Genomic DNA, 25,980 nt, shown 5'->3' with positions numbered 1-25,980 from the left:
AGAAGGTTTTTTTATTTATTTCTTTTTTTCATGAATTTCTTCATGATAATAATGAATACTTGTATGTCCTCCACCTTCAGCAACCATTTCGTTTGAAGCTATTTTCGTTGGGGATGTTCCAGCTTCTGTCGCGACTTCAGTAGTTATACGCTCTGAAATGTTTTTGTGCATGTCCATATTCGTTGTATTCAGATAAGATCCCAATTTAGATTTTGCACCATTGAACATACTTAATGCTTTATCCCGGTTTTCTTTTTTACTTAAATAAGATGCTGCTAATCCAGCTAACCCTGCAATCACAACACCTGTTCCTTTACGTTTTGCCATTATAAATCCCTCCCAAAATAGTGGCTCGTATTATATCTTTTCCTTATTTTTATTAGACTAAACATAATTTTTATTTATGTTACAGCATATATAAGGTGAGAATCCTCTATCCCTTTCGTTTCTGTCAGATCGTGTCGGTAATTCATAGGACATTTTCAAGACATATTAATCATATATGCCTTGTATCTCTATTCAGTAGAAGACTCCCACCTCTGAAGGTAGTGAGATAAATACGGATGTGGTTCCCTGTCAATAGGTTCCCAACCACTACTGAATGAAGATAAAGCCTCTGGCGGATGTCACGGATTTTCAAAGGAATGAATTTAAGGATGTTAGCCTAAAATCTTCGCATCCTGCGAAAACGGCTAACTGACCTGCATCGGTGCTGCTGTCGCTACGCTTTCGCGCAAAAAACATGTTGCTGCCGCTACGTTAGCACTACGCTTTCGCACAAAAAATATTTGCAGGCCTTGGCACAATTCAAAATCCGGACGCAATTACGCCAAGGCGAAATTGATATAGGTTGATTGGAGTGGAGGCTGGGCGACTCCTTGGGGATCAGCGTCACAGATGAGACCCTGGAGCGAGCAACGCGAGTGAAGCGGCTCATCGGACGCCCCCAGGAAAGCGCCCAGTCGGAACGGAAATCAACCACACGTTATAGTGAGGAGCCTAATTATGTAATTATTTTTGATTATAAAGGACGAATAAAGGTAATTAATGTATTAATACTAGCAACAGGAGAGTGGTTATTATGAAAGATCTAGACTTAGTATATGATTGGGTAGATTTGGCTTCATTAATAGGTGGAGCGAGTGTCTTAACTGCACTAATTTATAGTATCCTTTTACTGTAAGGGGCATCGTGGATATTTTGCCATAGGAAATCAATTATGCATTCATCTCACTACCTATAGAGGTGGATGACTTCTGTACCTGCCGCTACGCTTTCGGTGCAAAAAACATTTGCTAAAAAGTTAAAAGGCAATCTGCATACTTAACAATTGCAGATTGCCTTATTTTTTATCGTTTTACATCATCATAAACATTAGATTTTTCAAATGCTGCAACTACATAGGAACAAACAGCTTCCATTTTATAGCCATTTCCACGGGCGTATGCCGCTGCATAATCTAATAATTTTTTGGCCACACCTTGTCCACGGAGCTTATCTGATACATATGTGTGATCCATTACCATTACTTGCCCCTTTTGTTGCCATGTAATTTCTGCTAACCTTTCCCCTTCTTGCTCATAGACAAAAGCAAGTTTATTTTCTGCTAGCTGCTGTAATTGAAATTCCATTTCTCACCACTCCTTTTTTTCATAGTAACATAGCCTTTTACATTTTTACAAAGATAGTGGGTGGTACTTAAAAAATCCAATCCCTTGAACAAAGATGATAAAAATAAAAGAATCTGCTCACTTTCCTCTAGCAATCAGGAGGAAGTGTTGCAGACTCTTTTCTATGAATTAATTAAACCATGAAGAAATTGTATCCTTTAAATTAGCAAAGAAATTTTTCACACTTGCCCAAAATCCTTCATCTTCCATAAGTGCGCCAAATTTCTCTTTTATTGTATTGCTAATATCATCTAATTGTTCAGACCATTTACTAAAATCAATGTCTAGCTTACTAATTTTGTCCATCAAATCAACTAACAATTGACGGTCCTGTTCACTTAAATTAATTTCAAGCTTGTTTAATTGCTCTTGCACAATCTGTTCAACATCTTCTCGAGTTGCTGGTTTTGATTCTGCAATTTGTTTTTTAATTTCCGTTAGTAATTGTGCAACCTTGGCATCGTCCACCCCTGCTGATTGTGCAAGAGTAGTTGCTACAGATAGTTCTTCATTGGCAACATCTGTACGATCAATATCAAGCTTTTCACCTGTTGTTACTTCGTAAGCTTTGTAAATTCCCACAAGCGCTGAATGACCTGTTACTGCTTTTGGTGCAGCCACCTGTACTGTTGCATCTTCAATACCTGCTGTTAGCATTGCATTTGCATACATTTCAGACGTAACTTGTGTAATATTTGATGGTGTAACAATCTCAATAACTAAACCTTCTCCTGCATTCTTGCGCGTAATTTTAGCAGAGGAATACATACGAGAGCTCGAATTACTATCTTTAATATATTTAACTAAGTCTTGACCTGATACTGTTATTTCTTCAATTTCAGGCTCTTCATCCACTTTTAATGATTTTTTAACAGACTCTTTTTCAGCCTCAGATAAGTTTGCCCCATATACGACGATCGGTACGCCTAGTTTTTCATCAATTGCTTTTGGTGGCGTATTATCAGCCGCAAAACTTGTTGCTGGTGCCATCACGCCAAATACTAACATAGTCGCTGTTAGTATTTTCATCCACGTTTTTTTCAAATTGTGTGACCCCTTTCGTTAGAAAACACATTTGGTCTGTATAATGTACGCCATTATACAGTAATTAGTACGAAAAAAAGACGAGAAGGTTTCAATGTTGTCTCTCGTCATTTCTTTTATTCTGGCAGTATCCCCACTCTTTAGCATCTCACTATTTCGTGGCTTCTTATGCCCTAAATTTCTTCAGTCCAACCGTTTTGCTGTTTCACTTTACCAGCTTTCAGAAGTGTTCCTAATGCACGTTTAAATGCAGCCTTACTCATATGAAACATTTCTTGAATTTCTTCAGGAGAGGATTTATCACCAAAAGGCATTTTGCCCCCAACCTCTTGTAAATAGTTTAAAATTCGCTGAGCATCGTCAGAAATACGCTCATGCTTACGTGGTAAAAGTGAACCATTCATTGAACCGTCATCTTTTACATCAATAATACGCACAACTACGTCTTGTCCAAGACGAGGCTCTGCATTACGCTCTGATTCATGGACAAAAATGCGGTACGGTAATTCTACGCCCAATAAAAATGAGCCTACTGGTAATAAACGATACGGGCGTGCCTTAATGTTTTTATTGTGCATGTCATCAAATGCACCTTCATATAATTCCGAGATTTTTTCTTCAGTTGCTAAACGTCCAAATAAATCACCATTGCGATCTGTACGTAATGTCATAAATACATGGTCGCCTGGTGCTGGCCAAAGCTCTGTTATTGCAGGTAAATCTTCCGCTTTCACTAGCACCTCACGTGAAGTACCGATATCTACAAAAGCCCCTTCACGCTCGGCTACTCTTAGGACACGAGCCCAACCGTATTCACCTTGTACGAAAGTTGGGATAGCTGTCGTAGCCGCTAAATCACCACGACGATCCGCAAATAAAAATACTTCAAGGCGATCACCTACTGCAAGTGGCTCTGTTACCTCTGAAGCATTTAAAGGTAGTTCGTCAACTCCATTTGTTAAGATCCATTTCGATGCTTGTTGCTCTAATACAGTTAACGTAGCAACTTCACCTGATTTTAATTCGTTCATATTGTCTTCCTTTCCTTCACACCATCATTTTCGCAAAAAACTTTATAGATTATGTTGTATCTTAGTTGCCTCTAGTTTTTTCGCGATGTCTGGATTTTCTTCCATTACCTGCACAAGATCCGCAATTCGGTCGATTGAATTCCAACTTAAATGATGTTCGATTCCTTCTACATCATCGTAAATACGCTCTTCATCTACACCAATGATTCGCAAAAATTGCTCTAGAAGCTCATGGCGCTGTACAAGACGTTTTCCAAGCTTTTCTCCTTTGGGCGTCAATGTAAGTCCACGGTATTTTTCATAAACTAAATAACCATCTTTATCTAATTTTTGAACCATTTTTGTAACAGAAGAAGGAAGAACAGATAATGCTTCAGCAATGTCAGACACACGGGCATACCCTTTATTAGCGATTAATAAATATATTTGTTCGATATGGTCCTCCATACTAGGTGTTGGCATATCCTATTCCCTCTCTTTCCTTTTCTTACTCTCTAGTTTACTACAAGCTTGGCTTAAAAGTTAACTGAAAATACATATGCCAGAAAAACACTACATGGGCAATCAAAAAAGGGCCAGCTTCATCTAGAAGTTGGCTCCACTTTATGTCGAGGATGCTTATTTACCACATGTAATGCATGAATAATCTCTTTATTAATTCGTTCGATATTTTCAGGAGTATTCATCACTTTAAACGCTTCATCTCGGGATTCCAAAGATGTAACATACTTACTAGGCAATGCATTCAGTGTAAGTGCCACTGCATCAAGTTCACAGATTTCACATTTACAAAATGTTTGATATTCCGGTCCTCGTAGTAGAAAGCTTACTAAACCACGCACAATTTCCTCTGTAACATTTACTAAAATAGGATCTGACATATTCAAACCATCGCCTCGTTTATATTTAATTGTTACATTATTCCTGAAACCATAATAGCGGTAACAAGGTTTTTTTTCAAGAATCACTAGTAGTATAAAAACGACTAGCTCCTTAGCGAGATTAATGACCTACATTTGTCACCGAATTACATCTTATTTACTACTTCTTAGTTTTGATTAATCGTAACGAATTAAAAACAACTAATAATGTAGCGCCCATATCTGCAAAGATTGCAATCCATAATGTTAACCATCCTGGGATAACGAGTAACAGGGCCACTAATTTTAAGACTAGGGCAAATATAATGTTCTCTTTAATGATGCGTAATGTTTTTCTACTTAAATCAATTGTATATGGAAGTTTCGATAAATCATCACCCATTAATGCGATATCCGCTGTTTCTAGTGCTGCATCAGTGCCAGCACCTCCCATTGCAATGCCAACATTGGCTGAAGCAAGTGCGGGTGCATCATTGACACCATCTCCTACCATCGCCACTGCGCCAAACTGTGCACGTAAATCTTTAATGGCCATTAATTTTTCTGCTGGTAATAAACTTGCCCTCACATCTGTCATATTTAAAGAAGTTGCAATTGCCTGAGCTGTTGGTTCTGCATCGCCTGTCAGCATAACTTTATGCTTTATTTTTAGACCATTTAACTTATCCAAGACATCTTTACTCTCTTGACGTAATTGATCAGCAATTCCAATCATCCCAATATACTGATCATTACTAACAGCTGCTACAACTGTTTTACCCTGTTTTTGAAGTTTTTTAACCTGTTCTTTTACCATCTCATCAACAGTCGTTAAAGTAGCAATCCATTTTAAGCTTCCTACATAAATTATTTGACCATTAACCGTTGCATAAGCACCCATGCCTGTTACGGATTGAAAGTCTGTCGGTATAAGCTCTGTTAAATTTTTATCATGCAATGCCTGCAAAATAGCTTTAGCTAATGGATGTTGCGATTGTTTTTCAACTGCTGCTACCAGCTGTAAAACATATTCCTCAGACATCCCTTTCGCTGTAAAAATATCCGTTACAGCAGGTTTACCTTTTGTCAGTGTACCCGTCTTATCAAATGCTATTGCTTCAATATGACCGAGCTGCTCTAAATGAATACCGCCTTTAATAAGGACGCCTTGTCTAGCGGCATTCCCAATTGCCGTAACGATAGCAACTGGTGTAGAAACAACAAGTGCACATGGACAACCAACAACAAGGACTGCTAATCCTTGATAAATCCAATGTTGCCAATCACCTATAAACAAAGGTGGTATAACGGCCACAAGTAAGGCAATAATCATAATGGCCGGTGTGTAGTATTTCGCAAAGCGATCAACGAACTGCTGAGAAGGTGCTTTTTCTGCCTGTGCCTCTTCAACAAGATGAATAATTTTTGCAATTGTTGTGTCCTCTACTCGCTTTGTCACACGTACCTCTAAGGCACCTTCTTCATTTAAAGTACCTGCAAATACTTCATCATCGACCGTTTTATTAACAGGAATAGATTCGCCTGTAATCGCTGCCTGATTCACCGCTGACAATCCACTCACTACAATTCCGTCCATAGCAATCTTCTGACCAGGTTTAACGATTAAAATATCCCCAATTTCAATCTCTTCCGTTGGTAGCTCCATCTCATGGAAATGTTCGCCATGCGCTCGCTTTATTGTTGCTGTTGGTGGCGCTATATCCATTAACTGACGAATCGATTGACGCGCCTTATCCATTGAATACGCTTCAAGCGCTTCACTTACAGCGAATAAGAAGACAACAACGGCCGCTTCTTCCCATTCTCCTATAACGGCTGCACCGATTACTGCAATGGTCATCAGCGTCTTCATATCAAATTCAAAGCGTGCTAGATTGCGGAAACCTGTTTTAAAAATGCCAATTCCCCCAACTAGAATCGCGATAATAAACATCCCAATAGTTAGCGGCTCAGTTTCACTACGCATTGCTCCAAATACATATCCAAGGATTACGAATAGCAAGGAGATTCCAGCTAAAATATTTTCTGTTTTTCGATAAAAAGGCGTTGTTTTTTCAATTGTTCTTACTGTCGATTGGGACACTTTTATGCCATCGAAGGCACCTGCTTCTTCAAGTTGATTAACGTCAATATTGCCAATAACCGTTATTTTCGAAGCACCGAAATTAACTTGTGCATCCTGTACCTTTGGAATAGCCTTCACGTTTTTTTCGAACTTTGCTGCACAGCTGGCACAAGACAAGTTTTGTAGCCTGTATTCTTGTTTAGTTGGCGTCGCTCCCATTTGCAATCCCCTCTTTCACATGTTCGTAGGCAACCGTTACAATTTGATACACATGCTCATCAGCTAAAGAGTAATACATCTGCTTTCCTTTACGATACGATTTTGCTAAGTTATTATCTTTCAAATAACGTAAATGATGCGATGCTGTTGCTACTGACGAGCCAATAATGGAGGCAACATCACAAACGCATAATTCATCCTCGACCGTTAAGGCATATGCAATTTTGAGTCTTGTTTCATCAGATAATGCTTTTAAAAACTTTGCTACTCCTGATAGATCTGGCATTTGCTGTTGTACCTTTTTGACCGCTTCTTCGTTAACATGCGTCACTTCACATACTTCTTTTGGCATTTCCTCACCTCATTCAAATGTTCGTTTGATTGTTTTCAATATAGCATAATATTCCATCATATTCAAATGAGTATTTGAATGTAAATGATGTATATCTTTATTACTCCAATTAATTTTAAATTCACATCACATAAGCAAAAAAATCAGTGCACAAAATGTACACCGATTTTTAATAGACACTAGTTATTAAGCTGTAATTCGATTGGACAATGGTCACTGCCCATAATATGTGAATGAATACTTGCCACATCAATTTTGTCTTTTAACCTCTCAGAAACAATAAAGTAATCAATACGCCACCCAATATTACGCTCGCGCACTTTATTCATATAGGACCACCATGTATAGTGATCTCTTGTATCTGGATGCATATAGCGGAATGAATCCACAAAACCACTTACCAATAGCTCAGTCATTTTTGCACGTTCTTCATATGTAAAACCTGAATTACCAACATTCGACTTTGCATTTTTTAAATCAATTTCCATATGTGCAACATTTAAATCGCCACAGTATACTATAGGTTTCTTGGCATCTAGCTCTTTTAAATATAGCGCTAACCGATCCTCCCACTCTAAACGAAGAGGTAGTCTAGCTAAATCACGCTGTGAATTTGGGGTATAAACATTCACTAAGTAAAAATCTTCATACTCTAACGTAATAATTCTCCCCTCTTCTTGTGATTCATCCTCACCAACGCCATAACGTACTGCGAGTGGCGTATGCTTTGTAAAAATTGCTGTACCTGAATAACCTTTCTTCTGTGCATAATTCCAATATTGCTCATATCCCTCAAGCGAAATCTCCACTTGTCCAGCCTGACACTTCGTTTCTTGAATACAGAAAAAATCTGCATCTACGTGATTGAAAAAATCTAAAAACCCTTTACCCAAGCAAGCTCGAATTCCATTGACATTCCAAGATATAAATTTCATTTACTGTTTCACTCCTCAAAAAACGCCCTCCGCCATTAGCGAAGAGCGTAGAGTTTTATAAGTCATCACCAACGATTTTTACTTCTGTTTCTAAATCGATGCCAAATTTTTCTTTAACTACTCGTTGTACCATGTCGATTGTTGCAATATAGTCAGTAGCCGTTGCATTACCTTTATTAACAATAAAGCCTGCATGCTTCGTTGATACCTCTGCATCACCTACGCCTTTACCTTGCAAGCCACTATCTTGAATAAGCTTGCCTGCAAAGTGACCTGGCGGGCGCTTAAAAACACTCCCTGCAGATGGGTATTCTAACGGCTGCTTAGATTCTCGCTGAAACGTTAAATCAGCAATTTTTGCATCAATTTCTTCCTGCACACCTTTAGCTAATTGAAATTCGGATGATAATACATAGTACCCTTTTTTAGCAATGATACTTTGACGATAACCAAGTTCAAGCTCTTCTTTCGATAATATTAAAATGTCACCTTCTCTTGTTAGCACTTTTGATGAAATAATAATATCCTTAATTTCGCCACCATATGCACCTGCGTTCATTGCCATAGCTCCACCTATTGAACCAGGGATACCACATGCGAATTCAAAGCCTGTTAAAGATGCTGTTGCTGCAAGCTTTGATACATCTTTTATAAGCGCACCGCTTTGCGCGTAGACATGGTCACCATTAATATGAATTTCATCTAAAAGCGAAAATGTAACAACGATTCCTCGAAGACCGCCATCACGAACGATCATATTAGATCCATTACCTAACATTAATAATGGTATATTATTCATGTTAGCATAACGAATAACCGTCGCTGCCTCATCCTCTGTTTCAACGAGAACGAAAACATCCGCTTTACCACCTAATTTTGTCATAGTATATTGCTGTAATGATTCATCTAACTTAATATTGGCCGGATTAACGCTCTGTGCTAAATCCGCCACCCATTGTTCTTTTGTCATGAAGCTAATTCCTTTCTAACGTCCTTCTTACTCCTACACTAGTATGGATATAGAACCCTAATTTGACAAGTAAAATGAAGGGTATTTTTTATCTCGACTTAACAGACAGCGAGACTACCTGTGCAGAGATGATGAATATTATAAAGAAAATTCGTGGTCATTCCTAGTGACATAAATAGCCGATTGTTCACCCAACCATCAAAATTCCAATAGACCTACACTAAAGCCAGCTCGTTGCCCATGATTCAATATTACGGATTGCCCCTTCTAACGCCTGACCTTTATCTGTTAAAGAATATTCTACACGCACTGGTACCTCTGAATACACTCTGCGTTCAACAAGCCCTTCTTTTTCTAGCTCTTTTAAACGTTCAGATAATAAACGACCACTTACAGGTAATGCAGATTCAATCTCATTAAAGCGCTGTGGTCCATCTAATAATTGATATAAAATTAGCCCTGTCCAGCGTTTTCCGATTAAATCCATTGCTTTAGCTAAACGAGGACATAAATTTGTCTCATTCATTATTTTCACCTCTTATGTACTCTATTGTAACGATTAATTTAAGAAAAGTAAATTTGAAGTAACTTATTTACTTATCATAACTTGTTTATTATTTTATATTTAATTACTAAAAATAATTAAAGGGTTTTATTGATGGAAAACTATGTACCTCTATGCTCAAATAAAGCAAGACATAGAAATTAACCATGGCCGACCACTTCACGGATGATCATGGAATCTAATGACTACATACTACTTATAGATGCACTTGCCTTTAAAATTATGACCACTTTATTAAGTGGCGATCGTCTAGAATTAAAAATGAGTGGTCGTGATTATGGACAACTTGCAAATGGAGATTTTAGTTTATTAACATTTCAAGAAACAAGGTATCCCACCTTTGAACGACATAAAAAGGAGAGCAGCGATTCATTCGCACTCTCCTTTTCATTTTCATTATTTAATTAAATATTTACCAAAGCCGCCTTCTGTATCTCCTAAATATTCGATATTGCTGCCTGCAGGAATGACTTTTTGTGCATCCTTAGCAGAGTGGTAAATAATTTTTGTATTTGCTGGGAATGGTGCAAATGACCAGTTATTATCCGCAGCAGGATTAATTGTTTTGTTTACCATAATGTAGTCAATAACAGCTTGGCGATTTTCGTACGCATAATTTGTTACGTTAGAGCCATCTGCATTTTTGAATGTAGCACCATAAGAACCACCAACACGGTAGTTGTTTGTAATAATGATGAATTCTTGATTTAGATCAATTGGTTTACCGTTATATTGTACGTTTTTAATACGGTTTGCTTTTTCGTCTACTAAGTCACCACGACGATCATACTTAGGTGGTGAAGTTACATCAATTTGATATGTTAAACCATCTAATACATCAAAATTGTAAGAACGTGCTTCTGGGTCAATAATATTTTGTTCTTCCGTTTTATTCGGATCGATTGTAGCAAATATACCAGCAGCCATTTCTAACCATTCAATTGCTTGTGCTCCTGTTACTTTAATCGTTGCAACAGTATTGTCAAAATGATAGATGTCTGCCATATTTTTAATCGCAAGCGGACCTACAGGAATGTTTGTATAATCTGCAGGGTTGTTACGTGAGCCTGCTTTGAAAGGTGCACCAGCTGAAAGAAGTGGTGTGTTTTCATCAGCAGTACCTTTTAATTCATTTTCAACAAACCATTTTTGAGCTTGTGTCACAATTTGAATTGAAGAATCGTCTTGAACCATTGAGAAGTAACTATGGATTGGTGCTTTTGTCTCACCAACAGGTTGACGAATATACTTTAACGTTCCTTCATGCGCTTCTTTAACTGCATCTAAAACTGTTTTAGATGGTTGTAAGCCTTCTTGTTTAATAGAACGGATAGAACCTTGTCCATCTACTACAGCCCATTTAGAACCTTGTTGTTCTAGCTTTAAGTCAATGACTCCAAGATAGCTACCATAGCTTCCTGCCATTACAGTAGGTACACCGTTAATTGTACCTTTTTCTTGGTCAACATTTTTAAGATTTTTATAGTCCCCTGGGAACGTTAAATGAGAGTGACCTGTAATTAAGGCATCGACACCCTCAATCTCAGAGATCTGGTATCCAACGTTTTCGGCACCTTTTACATAAGTGTCCTCACCAATACCTGAGTGTGAAAGAACAACGATTACGTCTGCTCCAGCCTTTTGCATTTCTGGTACAACTTCTTTTACCGCTTCAACTGGTTCTTGCATTTCTACCTTACCTGCTAAATGGATCGCATCCCATTCAACAATTTTCGTAGGTACGATACCTGTAACACCCACTTTAAGTGTGTGCTTTTTACCCGTATTATCTACAACCTCTTTATCAAGAATGACATAAGGTGAAAACATACGTTTTTTTGTTTTAGCATCGTAAGTGTTAGCATTTACGACTGGATATTTTGCATCATTTAATACTTCATCTAAAAACTCTAAGCCATAGTTAAACTCGTGATTTCCTAAAGTTCCACCATCATATTTCAGTACATTAAGTGCTGCTATAGCTGGATGAACCTCCCCTGGCTTTATAGGGTTTTCTAGCGCTTTATAAGATCCTAATGGCGTTCCTTGAATTAAATCGCCATTATCAAATAATAATGTATTCGGGTTCTCAGTACGAGCTTGTTCAATTAATGTAGCAGTGTTTGCTAAACCTACAGTAGCTGATTCAGCATCTAAGAAATAATTGTAATTTACAAGGTTTGTATGAATATCTGTTGTACCTAAAATTTGAAGATCCACTGTAGTTGCAGATGTAGGTAATTTGTATTCAGCTACAAAACGTTCAACAATGCTTTGCATTTGCTCAGTTGTTACATAGTCACGAGGACGAATTGTGTTATCCTCAAAGCCTTGTAATATGTTTGCTGAAACAGCATTTGCTAAATCTTGCTTATGTGTGCTAGCAACTTGATCTGCATCTTTAAACTGATCTAATACAGAAAGTGGAGCGTTTTCACTGACTAATCCACGAGCAGAAATAACAAATGCTTGTTGACGTGTCAATTTATCGTTTGGACCAAACAATGTCGCAGTTTTACCTTTAATAAGTTTCAGTTCTACTGCTTTTTCTACATACGGGGCTAAATCCTTAGGGACATCAGTGAAGGCAAGATTAGAACCATCACCTAGCTCGACATTTAAGCTTTCCACTAATTCTTTCACGTAATCTCCACGTGTCACATCGTTTGATGCAGCATTTGCGGAAAGTCCAAATGGCAATACCGTGAATAGAATAAGTAACATCGCAAAGAATTTAGTTATTATTTTCTTATTCATGTAACAGCCTCCTATAAATCTAATATTTTCCTACGATTTCTATTATAGTATACTAATCTGTATTTTTACCGAATAAATAGTCCTAATTGTATGTAATTTTAGAAGAATAGCTAAACACTTTACCTAAAAATGATCGATTAATATTATGACATAATCATTTGTTATAATCTGATGTTATTAAATGTAAATCAATAAAAAGCGCATAGTACCAATATGTCAGACCTCCTTACCACTACCGTACCTCTATGAAAGAAGTAAAAAAAGTCCTCTCAAATTAGAGAGAACTTTTATCAATAAATAATTTATTATACATTTACAGTTTGTAAAGATTGAGCTACTTTTTTTACTGCCTCTAGGCCATTTGCAATAATCTCTTGAGCTTTATCTGGTGAAGCATTATGACCTTCAATGATTACTTCTTCAATAATTTCCATCCCAAATATGCCACCAACAACGTTTTTAATGTAATTAACTGACATTTCCATTGGCTGAGCTTCTGGTAATGAATAGTAACCACCACGAGCATTTAAAATAATAGCTTTTTTGTCAGTCATTAAACCTACTAATTGACCGTTTTCATTATATTTAAATGAATAACCAGATTGGAATACATAATCAATGAAAGTTTGTAAAGTTGCTGGAATTGTTAAGTTCCAAAGAGGGAAAGCAAACACGACTACGTCAGCTGCAGTTAAAGCATCCATAGCTTTTTGTTTAGCCGCCAAAAGACGAGATTCAATGTTCGTTAACTCCTCACCATTTTGTACTTTACCAAAAGCATTGAAAAGATCTTGACCGAAATAAGGCATGTCTTCTGCGAATACGTCAAAAGTCGTTACATTTACACCTTGTACATTTTCCATAAATGTGTCATACATTTTTGTTGAAATACCGTCTGGACGGTTGTTAGCTTTTACTACTAATACGTTCATTATATAAATTCTCCCTTTAAATTCACAGTTTAATTTATCTCGAATTCAAGATATATTAGTATCTTAAAAAATTCTCTATTAAAAGTCAACGCTAGTAGACTCAGACTTTTGGCTGAAATATTGGAAGTGATCGGGCTCACCACTAATCTGATCGGCTTCCTTTCAAAAGTAATCGGGTTCTATTATTTTTTACTTTTCTCCGATAGAATTAAAATTTACAGCTATCATCTGTACAAACTCCACCATCTTCAGACCCTGCGACCTTTAATCCAGATTGTAAGCCTTCTTCCTCTGCTACTTTACGCAAAGTTTCTTCAAAAACTGCTTGAGGTTGTGCTCCAGAAATACCGTACTTACGATTTAACACAAAGAACGGTACGCCTCGTACGCCAAGATGTAGCCCCTCTTGTATATCAGTCTCTACCTCTGTTTTAAAATCATCGCTAGAAAGTACCTTTGTCACTTCTTCACGATTCAAACCTACTTGCTCCGCAATATCGATTAATACGTCATCCTGCCCGATACGCTTTGCTTCGATAAAATAATTGCGTAACAGTGCTTCTACCAGCGCTGTCACATCCCCTTGCTGTTCCGCCCATTTTACTAAACGATGTGCTTTTAATGTATTTTCTTCCATTAACTTATCGAAATTATAGTCCAGGCCAACCTCTTTCGCACGAGCAGCAACACCTTGCGCCATTTCCTTCGCTTTTTCTAGCGTCATCCCGTACTTATTCGCTAAATATTCATACGTAGACATATTTGTATCTTCAGGCGTTGTTGGATCAAGTTGATAACTTTTATAAACGAGCTCCACCTGTCCTGCAAAACCAGTATCCTGAATAGCCTGCTCTAATTGTTTTTTACCAATATAACAAAATGGGCATACATAATCTGACCAGATTTCAATTTTCATTACTAGTCACGCTCCTTTTGCTACATTGTAGCGGTAATCCTGACATTAAGGCAATTTTAATGCTTCATTGCATAAATTTTCAAATCAATCTACATACTGAACTTAAAAACAATGTGAGGTTTATGTATGACACAATCTCTTTGGCTAGCAACAACTGATCCCGTCTCCCTAACATCTCTTCCTGAATCAACGACTTGTGATGTATGTATAATCGGTGGAGGCTTGACAGGACTATACACAGCCTATGTCTTAGCAAAATCCGGTGTAGATGTAGTCTTGCTTGAGGCAAATTCCCACATCAGTCATGGTACGACCGGTAACTCAACGGGAAAATTAACTGCCCAACACAGCTTAGTTTATGGCAATCTAATAGAAAAACTTTCTGTAGATGAGGCACGGCTCTATTATCAGCTCAATCAACTGGCTGTTGAAAAAGCTTTACAGTTGCTCCCTAAGAAGAGTATTCAACAAGTAGATTCATTGCTTTATTGCCAAACTAAAGAAGGCTATGCCCAATTATTAAAAGAATGGAATGCCTATAAAGTATTAAATATTACGGCGAAAATCACTTCTGATACAGAGCTTCCCTTTCCGATAACAAAAGCGCTAAGTATGTCCCAGCAAGCTCAAATAAATCCTGTAGAGGTTTGTAACTTCCTTGCAAAAGAAGCGCAATCGTTGGGAGCAAAAATTTATACAAATACCCGTGTTCAGCAATTAAACATACCACAAAATAACTTACAAACCGCAAGTGATATGTCGGTTCAATATAACAAGCTTGTTTTGTGCACACACTATCCCATCGAAGCCTTTAAAGGGCTACAGCTTTTTAAACTATCTAACAGTCGCTCCTATATGGTTGCTGCTAAAATTACCGATACCCTGCAAGGACAATATTTATGCGTAGATACTCCTACTCGCTCTATTCGGACGGCTACCATTAACGACGAGCATTATTTAGTATTAGGTGGAGCTAATCATATTGCAGGTGAAACAACTAATACGGAGCCCTATTATGAGGCTATTCAAAATGAAATGAAGGGGCATTTCGATCAGGATCCAATCTATCGATGGTCAGCGCAAGACATTGAAACGCCTGATATGGTACCTTATGTCGGCAGGATTACGCAGTCCTTACCTCATGTTTTCATTGCAACCGGCTATCGAAAATGGGGAATTTCTAATTCTTTTGTAGCTGGAGATTTACTATCCTCTCTAATAACTGGGGCAAGGAATGAGGATGGGGCAATGGCTCTTTATTCACCAGCACGTACGAAATTTGGGGCTCAGTTCATGCAAATGCTAAAGGTAGGTGGCTTCGTAGCAAAGGAGTTTGTATCTGGTTATATTAGACATGGCAATGCACCAACTTGCACGCATTTAGGCTGTAAAACAAAATGGAATGAAGCCGATGAAACTTGGGATTGCCCTTGTCATGGCTCCCGTTTTAATGCCAAAGGTGAAGTACTTGAAGGCCCTGCTGTGCAGCCATTAAAGCTAGATTAAAAAAAGAGGTTGCCTTTTTTAGGACAACCTCTTTTCCATTATTTCAATGCGTCAGTTAAAACTGGAACGATTTGTTTTTTACGAGATACAACACCTGGTAAAATTACACGATTATTTACAAGTTCTGCACCAAATCCTTTTGCTGCAGCCTCTGCTACTTGTCCAATTGCAACAGCTGTTGAGTCATTGTTTAAAATATCTGTTACAACGAAGAAGAATAGGTCTAAGCCATTTTCAGCTACATTTTTGTTTAACAAAATTTCTAGTTCCTCTTGGCGGCCAAGCACATCGTTAATATCGACTGCGTTTACCTGAGCTACTACAGATTTATATTCACCGAATTGGAATTCTTTCGCATCTAAAGATAAAAGATCTTCTAATGATTTATCTGAAAGGTCAGCACCTGCTTTAAGCATTGCTAATCCGTATTCAGCAACATCAACACCTGCAATTTTAGCTAGTTCCTCACCAGCTTTTACATCTTGCTCTGTGCAAGTTGGAGATTTGAATAATAATGTATCAGAAACGATGGCAGAAAGCATTAATCCAGCGATATTTGCAGGGATTTCTACGCCATTTTCCTTGAAAATTTTGTTTGAAATCGTTGCAGTACAGCCTACAGGTTCTGCACGGTAATATAGTGGATCAGCCGTTTGGAAGTTAGCAATACGGTGATGATCGATTACTTCTGTAATTTGGACTTCTTCAATGCCATCAGCTGATTGCTGGAATTCATTGTGGTCTACAAGAATTACTTTTTCTGCTTCACCAACTACCGAAGAAATTAATCGCGGTGCCTCAAAGCCAAATTTGTCTAATGCAAATTTTGTTTCATTATTCACTTCTCCAAGACGTACAGCTTCCGCATCTACTCCGATTTGTTGCTTTAAATATGCATATACGATAGCAGACGTAATTGTGTCTGTATCTGGATTTTTATGTCCGAAAACTAAAACTTTACTCATTAAATTTATTCCTCCTAAATGGCAATAACATTTGCATTTTATTTTATCATACCTTATGAGCTAACATGATATAAAGTGAAAGTTTGTCTGAATAGGTTCTCCTACACCTTCATGTATTTAAACGTTTTAACAAATTGTCATGCTCAAATTTCGATAACTAGATAAACATTGGCTCATTACCAGAACGTGTGGTTGATTTCCGTTCCTCTATCGCTAATCCTCAACTAACATACAGGGCATATATTTTTTAAAATGGTATTCACAACTTTTGGTGATGAGCCAGAAAATTACCTCAAATGACTATTTCTTGAACATTATTAAATTTATTATATTTATCTACTTTTTCCATCCCATTTTTAACATTTGATAATAACAATATATAGTTCATTAAAAATATTTACTATAAATAGATATATAGTTGCGTTTTCATATTTAAGAAACCATAATTTTATGCTATCATCAGGTATCTATATTTTAGGGTATACAGGAAATGGGGATTACGATGACAAAGAAGATGGAAAAAAAGTATATTCCTTTAGCAAATTATTTTGAAGTAGCATTACAACAAGAAATTACTTTATCTTTTAGCGAACTAGAAAATATTATGGGACAAGCCTTACCAAATGCAGCATACTTGAATAGGAGCTGGTGGAAGAAAACAAAACCTCCTCTCTCTCACTATTTGTCATGGACAAATGCAGGCTACTATGTAATTGATGTAAAGCTCGGCACTAGCGTAACTTTCTCGCGTACACAAATGAAGACTACAAGCAATATTAAAAATGAAGATCACCAATCTGCATACATAATTCGCGCATTGGAAGCATCAGACGCTAGATCATTTATTCATTTGCAAGAAGAAATTTTCCAACAAACTGACTTCATGTATAACATGCAAAATGAATTAGATCTTACCGTTCAACAGCTTCGTAAGGATTTAGTCTATTGGAAACAGCTGAAAAACCGTACGATTTTACTCTGTATATTAAATGGTATTTTTGCTGGCTATGCCGTCATCCATGGATATAAACACTCTAAAGTTAAGCATGTTGCAGCAGTCCACTTAGCTGTTAAAGAAGAGTATCAACAACAAGGGCTCGGTTCAGCTCTTATGAAGGCAGTTGAAACCTGGTCTAAACAGCGACATATTTCGCGCTTAGAATTAACTGTTATGGAGCATAATGATCGTGCTTTAAATTTGTTTAAAAAACTTGGGTTTCAGCAAGAAGGTATTCGACTAAATGCTATTAAACTAAATGATGCCTTTATTAACGAATTTAGCTTAAGTAAAATTTTATAAGCTTCTTTTTCAAGGATGTCTAAAAATTATTTGGACATCTTTTTTATATGTAGCCCTGTAATATAAAAAACGCATAGATAAGTATCGTACGTTTTCTACGCGTTAATATATATTTAGAAAACTTGCTTTTCTCTTGCTGCATCTAAGAATAATAAATTATTTTCTACTTGCTCATACGATTGCTGATATTTCTCATATTGCGCCTTATCCTGACTGACCATTTCCTCAATTAACGCATGTAAAAACGAAAACAAAACTGGAATAACGTCCAATGCAGATTGCTTTTTCATGCCAAGTGTAAATAATGCACTTGCATATTCCCGAAAAGACGACAACGCCGAACAGGTAATGGCAATAATTCTTGCCTTTTTCTTCTTTGCAATTTCTACAATCGTTTGAATATCGTTAGAATGCTTGTCCCATGAAAAAACTATTAACGTCGTACGCTCCCCCATACTGTTAATTTGCTGTACAATATCATCAGATTCTGAGCGAAGCTGTTTCACATTTGGACGTAAAGTTGTCAGTGTGGACGATAACCAATTTGCTATGGACGCAGCTTGACGAGTACCTAAAATGTAAACATTATCTGCCTCATGCATCCATTTCGAGCTTTTTTGAAGCATATGATCGTTTATCAAATGAATCGTATCTTGAATATTTTGAACATCACGTTGCATTACCTTACCAAAACTCGAAGTATTTCCCTTACTTGAAGAATATGTAGGTTGAAGACTCAGCTCATCATTTTGAGTCATTAAGTAGCTTCTAATTTCATCTTGAAGCTCTACATAGCCCGATAAATCCATCGCATAACAAAAACGAATAACTGTCGATTCACTAACATTCGCCTGTCTACCAACTTCAGCTGCTCCGTTCCCAATTACAGCTGAAGGGTTATTCATAACAAATTGTGCAACTTTACGCTGCCCCTTCGACAACCTAACAAATCTTCTTTTTATTTCTTCATTAATACTCATTTCTAACAACCTTTCTTTCAATGAAATTTCAAGAATGGAGATTGTTTCCTACTGACGCTAAATTATGATTAAAAATACAGTATCACGATTACAATTTGAATACAATGACTTTTCAGAAAAATCTTCAACGCTTTAACTCACTAATACGACAGTTCGCAAAAAACGACATTGCATCAATGTTATTCATAGTATCTTTATCAACATAATCTAACAGCTATAATTTTATATGGATTTGTAATCCTAACAGATACATAAAATCATTTGTATAAAAATTTATAATATCTTATTTTTATGTATTTAATAAAGCAGATTAATTACGCTTTATTGTATCGGCATCATAAACATATAAAAATGTCTTGGACGATAGTTAATCCAAGACATTTTCCATTTTATTATTCTAATTCGATTTGCTTCGTCTCTTTCCCCAAAAACAGGACACCGACAACTCCGATAAGGATAGATCCACAGAAAATCGCAAAGATAAAGCCAATATCATAGCCAGCCGTTAATAAAGAACCTACTAACAGAGGTCCAAAAACACCACCAATGCGCCCTACAGCTGCTGCCATTCCTGCACCTGTACCACGAATAATGGCAGGATACTGCTCTGGTGTGTAAGCATAAAGTGCACCCCATGCTCCTAAGTTAAAGAACGATAAAAACATTCCTGATCCTAATAGTACTGCTATTGTTTCAGCATTACCAAAAATGAAAGCACTTACAGCTGTACCCATTAAATAGGAAACAAGTACAAACTTCCGTCCAAATTTTTCTATAAACCATGCTGCTGTAAAATAACCAGGTAGCTGCGCAAACGTCATAATAAGAACATATTTAAAGCTCGTAATCATATCAAAGCCCTTACCAACCATTACACTTGGTAGCCATAAAAACATACCGTAATACGAAAATACAACCGTAAACCATAACACCCATAACATAAGTGTCGAGCGTGCATATTTTTTAGACCAAACATCTCGAATATTTTGTCCAACGCTTCTTTTTTTAGACTCCGCCTTCACTGTAAATTGTGGTGAATCTGGTAAGTGCCAGCGAAGATAAATTGCATATAATGCCGGAATTGCCGTTAACAATAAAGCAACTCGCCATCCCCATGTAGGAATAACGAAATACGAGATTAGTGCAGCGATTAACCAACCGACTGCCCAAAAGCTTTCCAGTAAAACAACCACTCGCCCTCGCTCTTTTGCTTCTACACTCTCAGAAACTAGCGTTGATGCGACTGGTAATTCTCCTCCTAGCCCCATGCCTACCAAAAAACGTAGTGCCATAAAAGCTGCTAATGTAGTTGTAAATGCAGACAAGCCACTTGCAATAGAGAATAATACTAGCGTCCACATAAAAATTTGCTTACGTCCCACTTTATCAGCAAACACTCCGAAAACCAACGCTCCTACAGCCATCCCAATTGAGTTAATGCTACCTATCCAGCCCGATTGATTTGGTGTTAATCCCCATTCAGCTGCTAATGCTGCAATAACGAATGATAATATTCCTACATCCATTGCATCGAAAAGCCAGCCTACACCTGCTACTCCCAAAAGTTTATTGCGAGAAATAGATTGTTGAGACTTATTTGCTGTTACTGTATTTGTTGTCATTTTAACCACCTGTCTTTACACTTGACTTTACATTGTTACGTTTACTATACAGTTGTTTCAAGAAAGTGACAAGTAAAATTCAAATTACCGAATTGTTTCGACAATTTATGAAATGCTATTGAAAACATAGGGCGATTTGCGTTAAAATGTCTTTTATACAAAAACAACTGTTCTTTCTATAAGAACAAAAGGAGATCGTAAACGTTATGTGGAAAGGCCTTATTGAAGAATATAAACAATTTTTACCCGTAACAGAAAACACACCTGCCCTAACTTTAAACGAAGGTAATACACCTCTTATACATTTAGTAAATTTATCTAAAAAGCTTGGCATTGAACTCTATGGAAAAATCGAAGGTGCAAATCCAACAGGCTCATTTAAAGATCGTGGTATGGTATTTGCCGTTGCAAAAGCTATCGAGGACGGTAGTAAGTGCGTTATTTGTGCCTCTACTGGTAACACATCTGCAGCAGCAGCAGCTTATGCAACACGTGCTGGAATTCAGTCTATAGTTGTTATCCCTAAAGGAAAAGTAGCCCTAGGTAAGCTAGCTCAGGCGACAATGTATGGTGCAAAAATTATTGAAATCGATGGTAACTTTGATGATGCATTGAATATTGTTCGCCAAGTGAGTGAAACAACTCCTGTGGCACTTGTAAACTCTGTAAATCCATACCGTATAGAAGGTCAAAAAACAGCATCATTTGAAATTGTAGATGCTTTAGGAGCGGCTCCAGATTATCTATGCATCCCTGTCGGTAACGCAGGTAATATAACGGCTTACTGGAAAGGCTTTAAAGAATATGACGCTGCAAAAGGCTCCGGTCTACCAAAGATGTTTGGCTTTGAAGCTGAAGGTGCAGCTGCGATTGTAAAAGGTGAACCAATTGCAAATCCGGAAACAGTGGCAACAGCGATTCGTATCGGTAATCCTGCAAGTTGGAAATTTGCCGAGGCTGCCCGTGATGAATCAGGTGGAATTATTGATTCGGTTACAGACGAAGAAATTTTAGCTGCTTATAAATTAATTGCTGGCACTGAAGGAATTTTCGTTGAGCCTGGTTCGGCGGCTTCATTAGCAGGTGTTATTAAATCGGTTGAAAACGGCAAAATTGCAAAGGGCTCTAAAGTTGTTACAATATTCACTGGTAATGGCTTGAAAGACCCTGATACTGCAATGAACGTCTCAACTGTAGATGTTGTCTCACTTAAAAACGATGAGGAAGAAATTCGAAAATATATCGAGGGCGTACTATGAGTAACATGTGGCAAATCTCAGTTCCTGGGAGCACAGCCAATCTAGGACCTGGCTTTGATTCAATAGGACTCGGCTTGTCGCTTTACTTAAAACTAACTGTGTCTTTACAAGATAGATGGGAAATTATCCACCTTGACGATAATGGTCCTAAAGAGTTTGAGCTTGAAGAACACTTACTATACGTGATTGCCCAAAAAATTGCTGATCAATACGGTAAGCAGCTACCTGCCTGCCGTGTTGAAATGGCAAGTGAACTTCCATTAGCCCGTGGCTTAGGGAGCAGTGCTGCAGTCATCGTCGCTGGAATTGAACTTACTAATCAAGTCTGTTCGCTAGGCTTAACTGTACAGGATAAACTCAATTTATCTTCACAAATCGAAGGACACCCAGACAATGCAACAGCTTCCGTATTAGGAGGATTAACAATTTCATCAATGGATGAGAACGGTGTTGTGGATACACTCCATGTAAATGATATTGATGCTTCCTTTGTTGTATATGTACCCGATGTCGAACTAAAAACAAGTGAATCTCGTTCTGTTTTACCAGAACAATTTGATCGAGCATATTCGGTGCTTGCTTCTGCAAATGCTAATATGTTGGCTGCGTCATTAATGGCTCGTGATTTTGAGCGTGCCGGACACTATATGGAAACAGATTTATTTCATGAGCCTTTCCGTGCCAACCTAATTCCACAATATAAAGAAATTCGTGCAGCCGCAAAGGCTAACGGTGCATTTGGAACAGCCTTAAGCGGAGCAGGACCAACGCTGATTTCCATCATCCCTACTGCTACTGCACAGAATTTCGTAAATGCCATGGAAAATCAATTCCCAGAGCATCAAATTATCTTAACAAAAGCCGATGAATATGGTGTACAGGTAAATTTTGGGCGTCTACTGTAAAAGTAGACGTTTCTTTTTGAAGGAGGAAGTAGCTTGAAACCAATTATATTCTGTGATTTTGATGGCACGATAACAGAAACTGATAATATCGTCTCACTTATGACTCAATTCGTACCAGAGGAATCTGAGAAAATTGCTAAAGCAATGATGAAACAAACAATATCCTTTAAAGATGGCGTATCAGCAATGTTCGAGCTATTATCAACTGAACAAAAGGATACTGTTATTCAATATTTACTGGATACAGCCATTATACGTGAGGGCTTTGGCGATTTCGTTCGTTTTGCACGAGAGAAACATATTCCGTTTTACATTGTTAGTGGTGGTGTCGATTTTTTCATTGAGCCACTACTAAAAAAATACGGCCCCTTTTCTGGTATATATTGCAATAGCGCCGATTTTTCAGATCAACAAATTAAGCTCGTCTTTCCCAATAGCTGTGATGAAGAATGTGAAAAATTTGAGACACAGGGCTGTGGCTGCTGCAAACCAAGCGTCATGCGAAAAGTGGCACAGAGCGATCATTTTAAAATCGTGATTGGAGATTCCCTTTCTGATTTTGAGGCTGCAAAACAGGCAGATTTAGTACTTGCTAGGGATTATCTTATTAAACGCTGTGAAGACCTTCATATTCCTTACAAGCACTTTGAGACATTCTATGACTGCTTAGACGCTGTAAAAGAGCTTATTAAGGTAGAAAAGGCTATTTCAAAATAACCATAACAAAGGGAGCCTGTCTCCATTTAAGACGGCTCCCTTTATAGGTTCATGATTTATTATTTACTTTAAAATGTCTTTTGCGACGTTCATACCAAATGACACAGATGATGAACCAAGTATACCCCATACTCCATCCAGCCAATACATCTGAAGCAAAATGACGAGCTCCAGCAACCCGAGACAAGCCAATAAGCACTGTTAATATAATTGCCCCAAGCCAAAGCAACGTCTTACGTCCCTTACTATTATTCTCCGAAAATATATAAGCAATTGTAAATAAATACAAGATACCTGTCATAGAATGCCCTGATGGAAAGCTAAAGGATGTTAATTGTTCTTCAATTTCAGGTCTTGGTCGTTGTACCCATTTTTTCAATAATTGGTTAAGAACGTTTCCAGCTGCAATTGTTAATAAAACAAATAATATAGCTCGGTAATTTTTTATCTTCCATGCTAAATACACAACTAATAATATCGCTACAGTTACTACAAATGCCGGCTCTCCTATATAATGAAAAAACTCTATAAAACGATTACCGAAAAATAGATCTGCCATTTTATTATCAAAATTAATGATCCACTCACTTTCATAAGTAGCGCGTAACACAAAAAAGGTAATTAGCGTTAATATCGCCAAAGGATATGCCCATTTCTTCACTTCATACTTCACCTCAAAACTAGTCATGCCATGTTGTTTTATTTTTCACATCATGTATGTTGATTAACCATTTTTATCCGTCCTAATTAATTAGAAGGCGCTGATTTCCGCTACGGGCTACTCGCTTTCCTGCGGGCGAGCGTCGAGCCGCTTCCTCCGCTACGCTCCGTGCAGGGTCTCGTCTGTCTCGCATTCCCGCGGGAGTCGAGTAGCCCTACGCTACAATCAGTTAAAAATGAGAATATATTAGCAAAATAGCAACAAAAAATTCTTTTTATTGCTCAATAATAAACCTATTTTTCCTAATCAACACGACTGTTTTCACATCATAACATATTTAAGGAAGTTAGAGGTAAATTTACTATCTAACTCAACGAGCTCCCTCTTTCTAGGGTAATGACAAATGTTTTTTTGTCAGGTTTATTAAAATAATTTGAAAGTACCAACGCAACGATAAATAAGATTGCAACAATAGATATTATCTTTCTAAACAAAATAAACACTTCCTCATCCCTTAATATCAGATTCAGTTTGAATTATTTTAATAATACAGGATCAAATAGCCAATCCATTGGTCCAAAGTTCGTATCCTTCTCGCCTTTTACCTCACGAGATATATTGTTTTTAATAACCAATTCTCTAAATTTTCTACTAAACAAAGTTTTTCTATACAAATATCTTCCATCATGGCTCCATTCTGCCGAGAAGAATATATCACCTGTTAAGTTTGTTAAATTTTCATACTTATAACTATCAGGTCCGTTGATAACCCCACTTAATCCGCAACGACATGGAGGTTGCTCTGTCGCAAAATACAACTTAATTCTTTCCGTGCTGCATTCAGGTAATACTTGTGTCGGGATAATTTGAAAAGCTTGTTGCTTCCCTTCTTCCGGTCCTTGATGAATTACCTCTAAAAGATCATAGCCTCTAATATTCTCTCGCTTCATTAAGGTCACTAATTCCTGTGAAGCTACCCAATATCCACTCACATGTACTAGATGGCGATCTCTCATTTTTGTTGTATCTATCACTAATGGTGAAAGTTGCTCTTTTTCCAAAAGCCCACAATGGTGACAGTAGGTGCTTATAGAAAATAAAGTCCCTCTATCTTCTATAAACATATCAGGTGAGTTACCTGTTGAGTTTAATGTAAACAATGGTGCTTGCTCATATTCACTCTCTGAAAAATCAAAGTAAAAACGTTCTCCAATTGAAACAATCCCTAATTCGCGTTCCAATGATTTATATAATGCTGCTACATGTTCATATGTTATATTTTCATTTAATGTAAAAATAGGATTAAATGATGCCTTTAAATTCTTTTTCCTTATTTCAGGGGCACCAATACAAATCCCATAGCGATTATACACTTTAATGACTTGCTCTTGACTAGATTCATCTATAGAAAATAAATTTTCAAGTTCTACTTTCAAAATACACGCCTACCTTTATATAAAGTTTTATGGTGAAGTATGTTGACTAGCTAGTATCTTAAAAAATCTACAATCTCTACTTTATTCATAGATAGCCAGGCTGCTTATTTTAAACGAAATCTTATATATATATTATTACTCACTATAACAAATCTACTTACCACGATTATCTTAAGCGTACCAGTACTAACACCGATATTTCAACGGTGGGTTTACGCCATTTTTTTGGCGGTCTTGCCCCAATTTTTGGCGTGATTTGGCGGGCATCAAAAAACACCGCCAAAAAATGGCG

26 protein-coding genes are annotated in these 25,980 nt (G+C 37.3%); 7 read left to right on the top strand and 19 right to left on the bottom strand.

From position 1 onward, the window contains the following. Positions 1 to 15: 15 nt before the first annotated feature. On the bottom strand, positions 16 to 327 hold the full coding sequence (locus ACB089_RS01510) for a hypothetical protein (protein ID WP_374964961.1): 312 nt from the start codon (positions 325 to 327) through the stop codon (positions 16 to 18). A 551-nt stretch (positions 328 to 878) separates the two neighbouring features. On the opposite strand from ACB089_RS01510, the gene ACB089_RS01505 reads away from it, so the two are divergent. Beyond that, positions 879 to 1,085 (top strand): hypothetical protein, encoded by a 207-nt coding sequence (locus ACB089_RS01505; RefSeq protein WP_375122126.1) that lies wholly within the window; start codon positions 879 to 881, stop codon positions 1,083 to 1,085. 264 nt (positions 1,086 to 1,349) lie between these two features. Here the strand turns inward: ACB089_RS01505 and ACB089_RS01500 are convergent, their stop codons facing one another. The 10 genes from ACB089_RS01500 to ACB089_RS01455 all read right to left on the bottom strand — a co-directional run bounded on the left by ACB089_RS01500 (position 1,350) and on the right by ACB089_RS01455 (position 9,693). Further along, on the bottom strand, positions 1,350 to 1,631 hold the full coding sequence (locus tag ACB089_RS01500; RefSeq protein WP_374964959.1) for a GNAT family N-acetyltransferase: 282 nt from the start codon (positions 1,629 to 1,631) through the stop codon (positions 1,350 to 1,352). Between the two features lie 168 nt (positions 1,632 to 1,799). Beyond that, positions 1,800 to 2,714, bottom strand: coding sequence for a DUF1002 domain-containing protein (locus ACB089_RS01495; protein ID WP_368637600.1), 915 nt, complete (start codon positions 2,712 to 2,714; stop codon positions 1,800 to 1,802). A 173-nt stretch (positions 2,715 to 2,887) separates the two neighbouring features. After that, on the bottom strand, positions 2,888 to 3,745 hold the full coding sequence (locus ACB089_RS01490; protein WP_374964957.1) for a S1 RNA-binding domain-containing protein: 858 nt from the start codon (positions 3,743 to 3,745) through the stop codon (positions 2,888 to 2,890). Positions 3,746 to 3,787: 42 nt separating this feature from the next. Then, on the bottom strand, positions 3,788 to 4,207 hold the full coding sequence (gene mntR, locus ACB089_RS01485) for a transcriptional regulator MntR (protein ID WP_068984888.1): 420 nt from the start codon (positions 4,205 to 4,207) through the stop codon (positions 3,788 to 3,790). A gap of 119 nt (positions 4,208 to 4,326) precedes the next feature. Further along, entirely contained in the window at positions 4,327 to 4,626 is a 300-nt protein-coding gene (locus tag ACB089_RS01480) for a late competence development ComFB family protein (protein WP_374967639.1), read from the bottom strand. Between the two features lie 160 nt (positions 4,627 to 4,786). Continuing rightward, positions 4,787 to 6,910, bottom strand: a complete 2,124-nt coding sequence (locus tag ACB089_RS01475) for a heavy metal translocating P-type ATPase (protein ID WP_374964955.1) — start codon at positions 6,908 to 6,910, stop codon at positions 4,787 to 4,789. Then, positions 6,891 to 7,262 carry an ArsR/SmtB family transcription factor gene (locus tag ACB089_RS01470; protein ID WP_374964954.1) on the bottom strand — a complete coding sequence of 124 codons (372 nt, stop codon included), beginning with the start codon at positions 7,260 to 7,262 and terminating at the stop codon, positions 6,891 to 6,893. Before ACB089_RS01470 ends, ACB089_RS01475 begins: the two co-directional genes overlap by 20 nt. 179 nt (positions 7,263 to 7,441) lie before the next feature. Next, on the bottom strand, positions 7,442 to 8,197 hold the full coding sequence (locus ACB089_RS01465) for an exodeoxyribonuclease III (RefSeq protein WP_374964952.1): 756 nt from the start codon (positions 8,195 to 8,197) through the stop codon (positions 7,442 to 7,444). Between the two features lie 55 nt (positions 8,198 to 8,252). Beyond that, positions 8,253 to 9,167: a UDP-N-acetylmuramate dehydrogenase gene (gene murB, locus ACB089_RS01460; protein ID WP_374964950.1), complete on the bottom strand. Its 915-nt coding sequence runs from the start codon at positions 9,165 to 9,167 to the stop codon at positions 8,253 to 8,255. A 220-nt stretch (positions 9,168 to 9,387) separates the two neighbouring features. Then, positions 9,388 to 9,693, bottom strand: a complete 306-nt coding sequence (locus ACB089_RS01455) for a winged helix-turn-helix transcriptional regulator (RefSeq protein WP_374964949.1) — start codon at positions 9,691 to 9,693, stop codon at positions 9,388 to 9,390. A 210-nt stretch (positions 9,694 to 9,903) separates the two neighbouring features. Between ACB089_RS01455 and ACB089_RS01450 the strand changes: the two genes are divergently transcribed. Further along, positions 9,904 to 10,140: a DUF2500 family protein gene (locus ACB089_RS01450; RefSeq protein WP_374964947.1), complete on the top strand. Its 237-nt coding sequence runs from the start codon at positions 9,904 to 9,906 to the stop codon at positions 10,138 to 10,140. On the opposite strand, the gene ACB089_RS01445 is transcribed toward ACB089_RS01450, so the two are convergent. The 3 genes from ACB089_RS01445 to ACB089_RS01435 form a co-directional block, all read right to left on the bottom strand. Then, positions 10,129 to 12,489: a bifunctional 2',3'-cyclic-nucleotide 2'-phosphodiesterase/3'-nucleotidase gene (locus ACB089_RS01445; RefSeq protein WP_374964946.1), complete on the bottom strand. Its 2,361-nt coding sequence runs from the start codon at positions 12,487 to 12,489 to the stop codon at positions 10,129 to 10,131. The two genes, ACB089_RS01450 and ACB089_RS01445, sit on opposite strands and share 12 nt — an antisense overlap. A 305-nt stretch (positions 12,490 to 12,794) precedes the next feature. Then, a complete protein-coding gene (locus tag ACB089_RS01440) occupies positions 12,795 to 13,421 on the bottom strand; it encodes an FMN-dependent NADH-azoreductase (RefSeq protein ID WP_374964944.1) in 627 nt (208 codons plus the stop codon). Between the two features lie 208 nt (positions 13,422 to 13,629). Further along, a complete protein-coding gene (locus ACB089_RS01435; protein WP_374964943.1) occupies positions 13,630 to 14,337 on the bottom strand; it encodes a DsbA family protein in 708 nt (235 codons plus the stop codon). 126 nt (positions 14,338 to 14,463) lie between these two features. Here ACB089_RS01435 and ACB089_RS01430 point away from each other — a divergent pair, with 126 nt between their 5' ends. Continuing rightward, entirely contained in the window at positions 14,464 to 15,843 is a 1,380-nt protein-coding gene (locus ACB089_RS01430; RefSeq protein WP_374964941.1) for an FAD-dependent oxidoreductase, read from the top strand. A 38-nt stretch (positions 15,844 to 15,881) separates the two neighbouring features. On the opposite strand, the gene ACB089_RS01425 is transcribed toward ACB089_RS01430, so the two are convergent. Further along, positions 15,882 to 16,808 (bottom strand): manganese-dependent inorganic pyrophosphatase, encoded by a 927-nt coding sequence (locus ACB089_RS01425; RefSeq protein WP_374964939.1) that lies wholly within the window; start codon positions 16,806 to 16,808, stop codon positions 15,882 to 15,884. Positions 16,809 to 17,310: 502 nt separating this feature from the next. Here ACB089_RS01425 and ACB089_RS01420 point away from each other — a divergent pair. Next, the gene (locus ACB089_RS01420) at positions 17,311 to 18,108 is read left to right on the top strand and encodes a GNAT family N-acetyltransferase (protein WP_374964938.1); all 798 of its coding nucleotides are present in this window, start codon (positions 17,311 to 17,313) and stop codon (positions 18,106 to 18,108) included. 113 nt (positions 18,109 to 18,221) lie between these two features. On the opposite strand, the gene ACB089_RS01415 is transcribed toward ACB089_RS01420, so the two are convergent. Continuing rightward, positions 18,222 to 19,088: a MurR/RpiR family transcriptional regulator gene (locus ACB089_RS01415; protein ID WP_374964936.1), complete on the bottom strand. Its 867-nt coding sequence runs from the start codon at positions 19,086 to 19,088 to the stop codon at positions 18,222 to 18,224. Positions 19,089 to 19,480: 392 nt separating this feature from the next. After that, positions 19,481 to 20,710, bottom strand: coding sequence for an MFS transporter (locus ACB089_RS01410; RefSeq protein ID WP_374964934.1), 1,230 nt, complete (start codon positions 20,708 to 20,710; stop codon positions 19,481 to 19,483). Between the two features lie 206 nt (positions 20,711 to 20,916). Here ACB089_RS01410 and thrC point away from each other — a divergent pair, with 206 nt between their 5' ends. From thrC to ACB089_RS01395, 3 genes are read left to right on the top strand one after another with little or no spacing between them, the layout of a single operon-like run. Continuing rightward, positions 20,917 to 21,969: a threonine synthase gene (gene thrC, locus ACB089_RS01405; protein ID WP_068984903.1), complete on the top strand. Its 1,053-nt coding sequence runs from the start codon at positions 20,917 to 20,919 to the stop codon at positions 21,967 to 21,969. Then, entirely contained in the window at positions 21,966 to 22,874 is a 909-nt protein-coding gene (gene thrB, locus ACB089_RS01400) for a homoserine kinase (protein WP_374964932.1), read from the top strand. Before thrC ends, thrB begins: the two co-directional genes overlap by 4 nt. Before the next feature lie 33 nt (positions 22,875 to 22,907). After that, positions 22,908 to 23,591, top strand: coding sequence for a 2-hydroxy-3-keto-5-methylthiopentenyl-1-phosphate phosphatase (locus ACB089_RS01395; protein WP_368637583.1), 684 nt, complete (start codon positions 22,908 to 22,910; stop codon positions 23,589 to 23,591). A gap of 49 nt (positions 23,592 to 23,640) precedes the next feature. Here the strand turns inward: ACB089_RS01395 and ACB089_RS01390 are convergent, their stop codons facing one another. Together ACB089_RS01390 and ACB089_RS01385 are read right to left on the bottom strand one after the other, a co-directional pair. Then, positions 23,641 to 24,252: a phosphatase PAP2 family protein gene (locus ACB089_RS01390; RefSeq protein WP_374964930.1), complete on the bottom strand. Its 612-nt coding sequence runs from the start codon at positions 24,250 to 24,252 to the stop codon at positions 23,641 to 23,643. Positions 24,253 to 24,788: 536 nt separating this feature from the next. Next, positions 24,789 to 25,688: a hypothetical protein gene (locus ACB089_RS01385; RefSeq protein WP_374964928.1), complete on the bottom strand. Its 900-nt coding sequence runs from the start codon at positions 25,686 to 25,688 to the stop codon at positions 24,789 to 24,791. Between the last annotated feature and the right edge of the window lie 292 nt (positions 25,689 to 25,980).

Origin of the sequence: Lysinibacillus sp. RS10 (assembly GCF_041956855.1) — a bacterium.
GTDB classification, from domain to species: domain Bacteria; phylum Bacillota; class Bacilli; order Bacillales_A; family Planococcaceae; genus Lysinibacillus; species Lysinibacillus xylanilyticus_A.
Note: the sequence above shows the minus strand (reverse complement) of the source record. Positions and strands in the feature narration are given on the sequence as shown.

Coding starts and splice junctions, on each gene's coding strand:
- ACB089_RS01510 (WP_374964961.1), bottom strand. CDS start 327: ATGGCAAAACGTAAAGGAACAGGTGTTGTGATTGCAGGGTTAGCTGGA.
- ACB089_RS01500 (WP_374964959.1), bottom strand. CDS start 1,631: ATGGAATTTCAATTACAGCAGCTAGCAGAAAATAAACTTGCTTTTGTC.
- ACB089_RS01490 (WP_374964957.1), bottom strand. CDS start 3,745: ATGAACGAATTAAAATCAGGTGAAGTTGCTACGTTAACTGTATTAGAG.
- mntR (WP_068984888.1), bottom strand. CDS start 4,207: ATGCCAACACCTAGTATGGAGGACCATATCGAACAAATATATTTATTA.
- ACB089_RS01480 (WP_374967639.1), bottom strand. CDS start 4,626: ATGTCAGATCCTATTTTAGTAAATGTTACAGAGGAAATTGTGCGTGGT.
- ACB089_RS01475 (WP_374964955.1), bottom strand. CDS start 6,910: ATGGGAGCGACGCCAACTAAACAAGAATACAGGCTACAAAACTTGTCT.
- ACB089_RS01470 (WP_374964954.1), bottom strand. CDS start 7,262: ATGCCAAAAGAAGTATGTGAAGTGACGCATGTTAACGAAGAAGCGGTC.
- ACB089_RS01465 (WP_374964952.1), bottom strand. CDS start 8,197: ATGAAATTTATATCTTGGAATGTCAATGGAATTCGAGCTTGCTTGGGT.
- murB (WP_374964950.1), bottom strand. CDS start 9,167: ATGACAAAAGAACAATGGGTGGCGGATTTAGCACAGAGCGTTAATCCG.
- ACB089_RS01455 (WP_374964949.1), bottom strand. CDS start 9,693: ATGAATGAGACAAATTTATGTCCTCGTTTAGCTAAAGCAATGGATTTA.
- ACB089_RS01450 (WP_374964947.1), top strand. CDS start 9,904: ATGGAATCTAATGACTACATACTACTTATAGATGCACTTGCCTTTAAA.
- ACB089_RS01445 (WP_374964946.1), bottom strand. CDS start 12,489: ATGAATAAGAAAATAATAACTAAATTCTTTGCGATGTTACTTATTCTA.
- ACB089_RS01440 (WP_374964944.1), bottom strand. CDS start 13,421: ATGAACGTATTAGTAGTAAAAGCTAACAACCGTCCAGACGGTATTTCA.
- ACB089_RS01435 (WP_374964943.1), bottom strand. CDS start 14,337: ATGAAAATTGAAATCTGGTCAGATTATGTATGCCCATTTTGTTATATT.
- ACB089_RS01430 (WP_374964941.1), top strand. CDS start 14,464: ATGACACAATCTCTTTGGCTAGCAACAACTGATCCCGTCTCCCTAACA.
- ACB089_RS01425 (WP_374964939.1), bottom strand. CDS start 16,808: ATGAGTAAAGTTTTAGTTTTCGGACATAAAAATCCAGATACAGACACA.
- ACB089_RS01420 (WP_374964938.1), top strand. CDS start 17,311: ATGACAAAGAAGATGGAAAAAAAGTATATTCCTTTAGCAAATTATTTT.
- ACB089_RS01415 (WP_374964936.1), bottom strand. CDS start 19,088: ATGAGTATTAATGAAGAAATAAAAAGAAGATTTGTTAGGTTGTCGAAG.
- ACB089_RS01410 (WP_374964934.1), bottom strand. CDS start 20,710: ATGACAACAAATACAGTAACAGCAAATAAGTCTCAACAATCTATTTCT.
- thrC (WP_068984903.1), top strand. CDS start 20,917: ATGTGGAAAGGCCTTATTGAAGAATATAAACAATTTTTACCCGTAACA.
- thrB (WP_374964932.1), top strand. CDS start 21,966: ATGAGTAACATGTGGCAAATCTCAGTTCCTGGGAGCACAGCCAATCTA.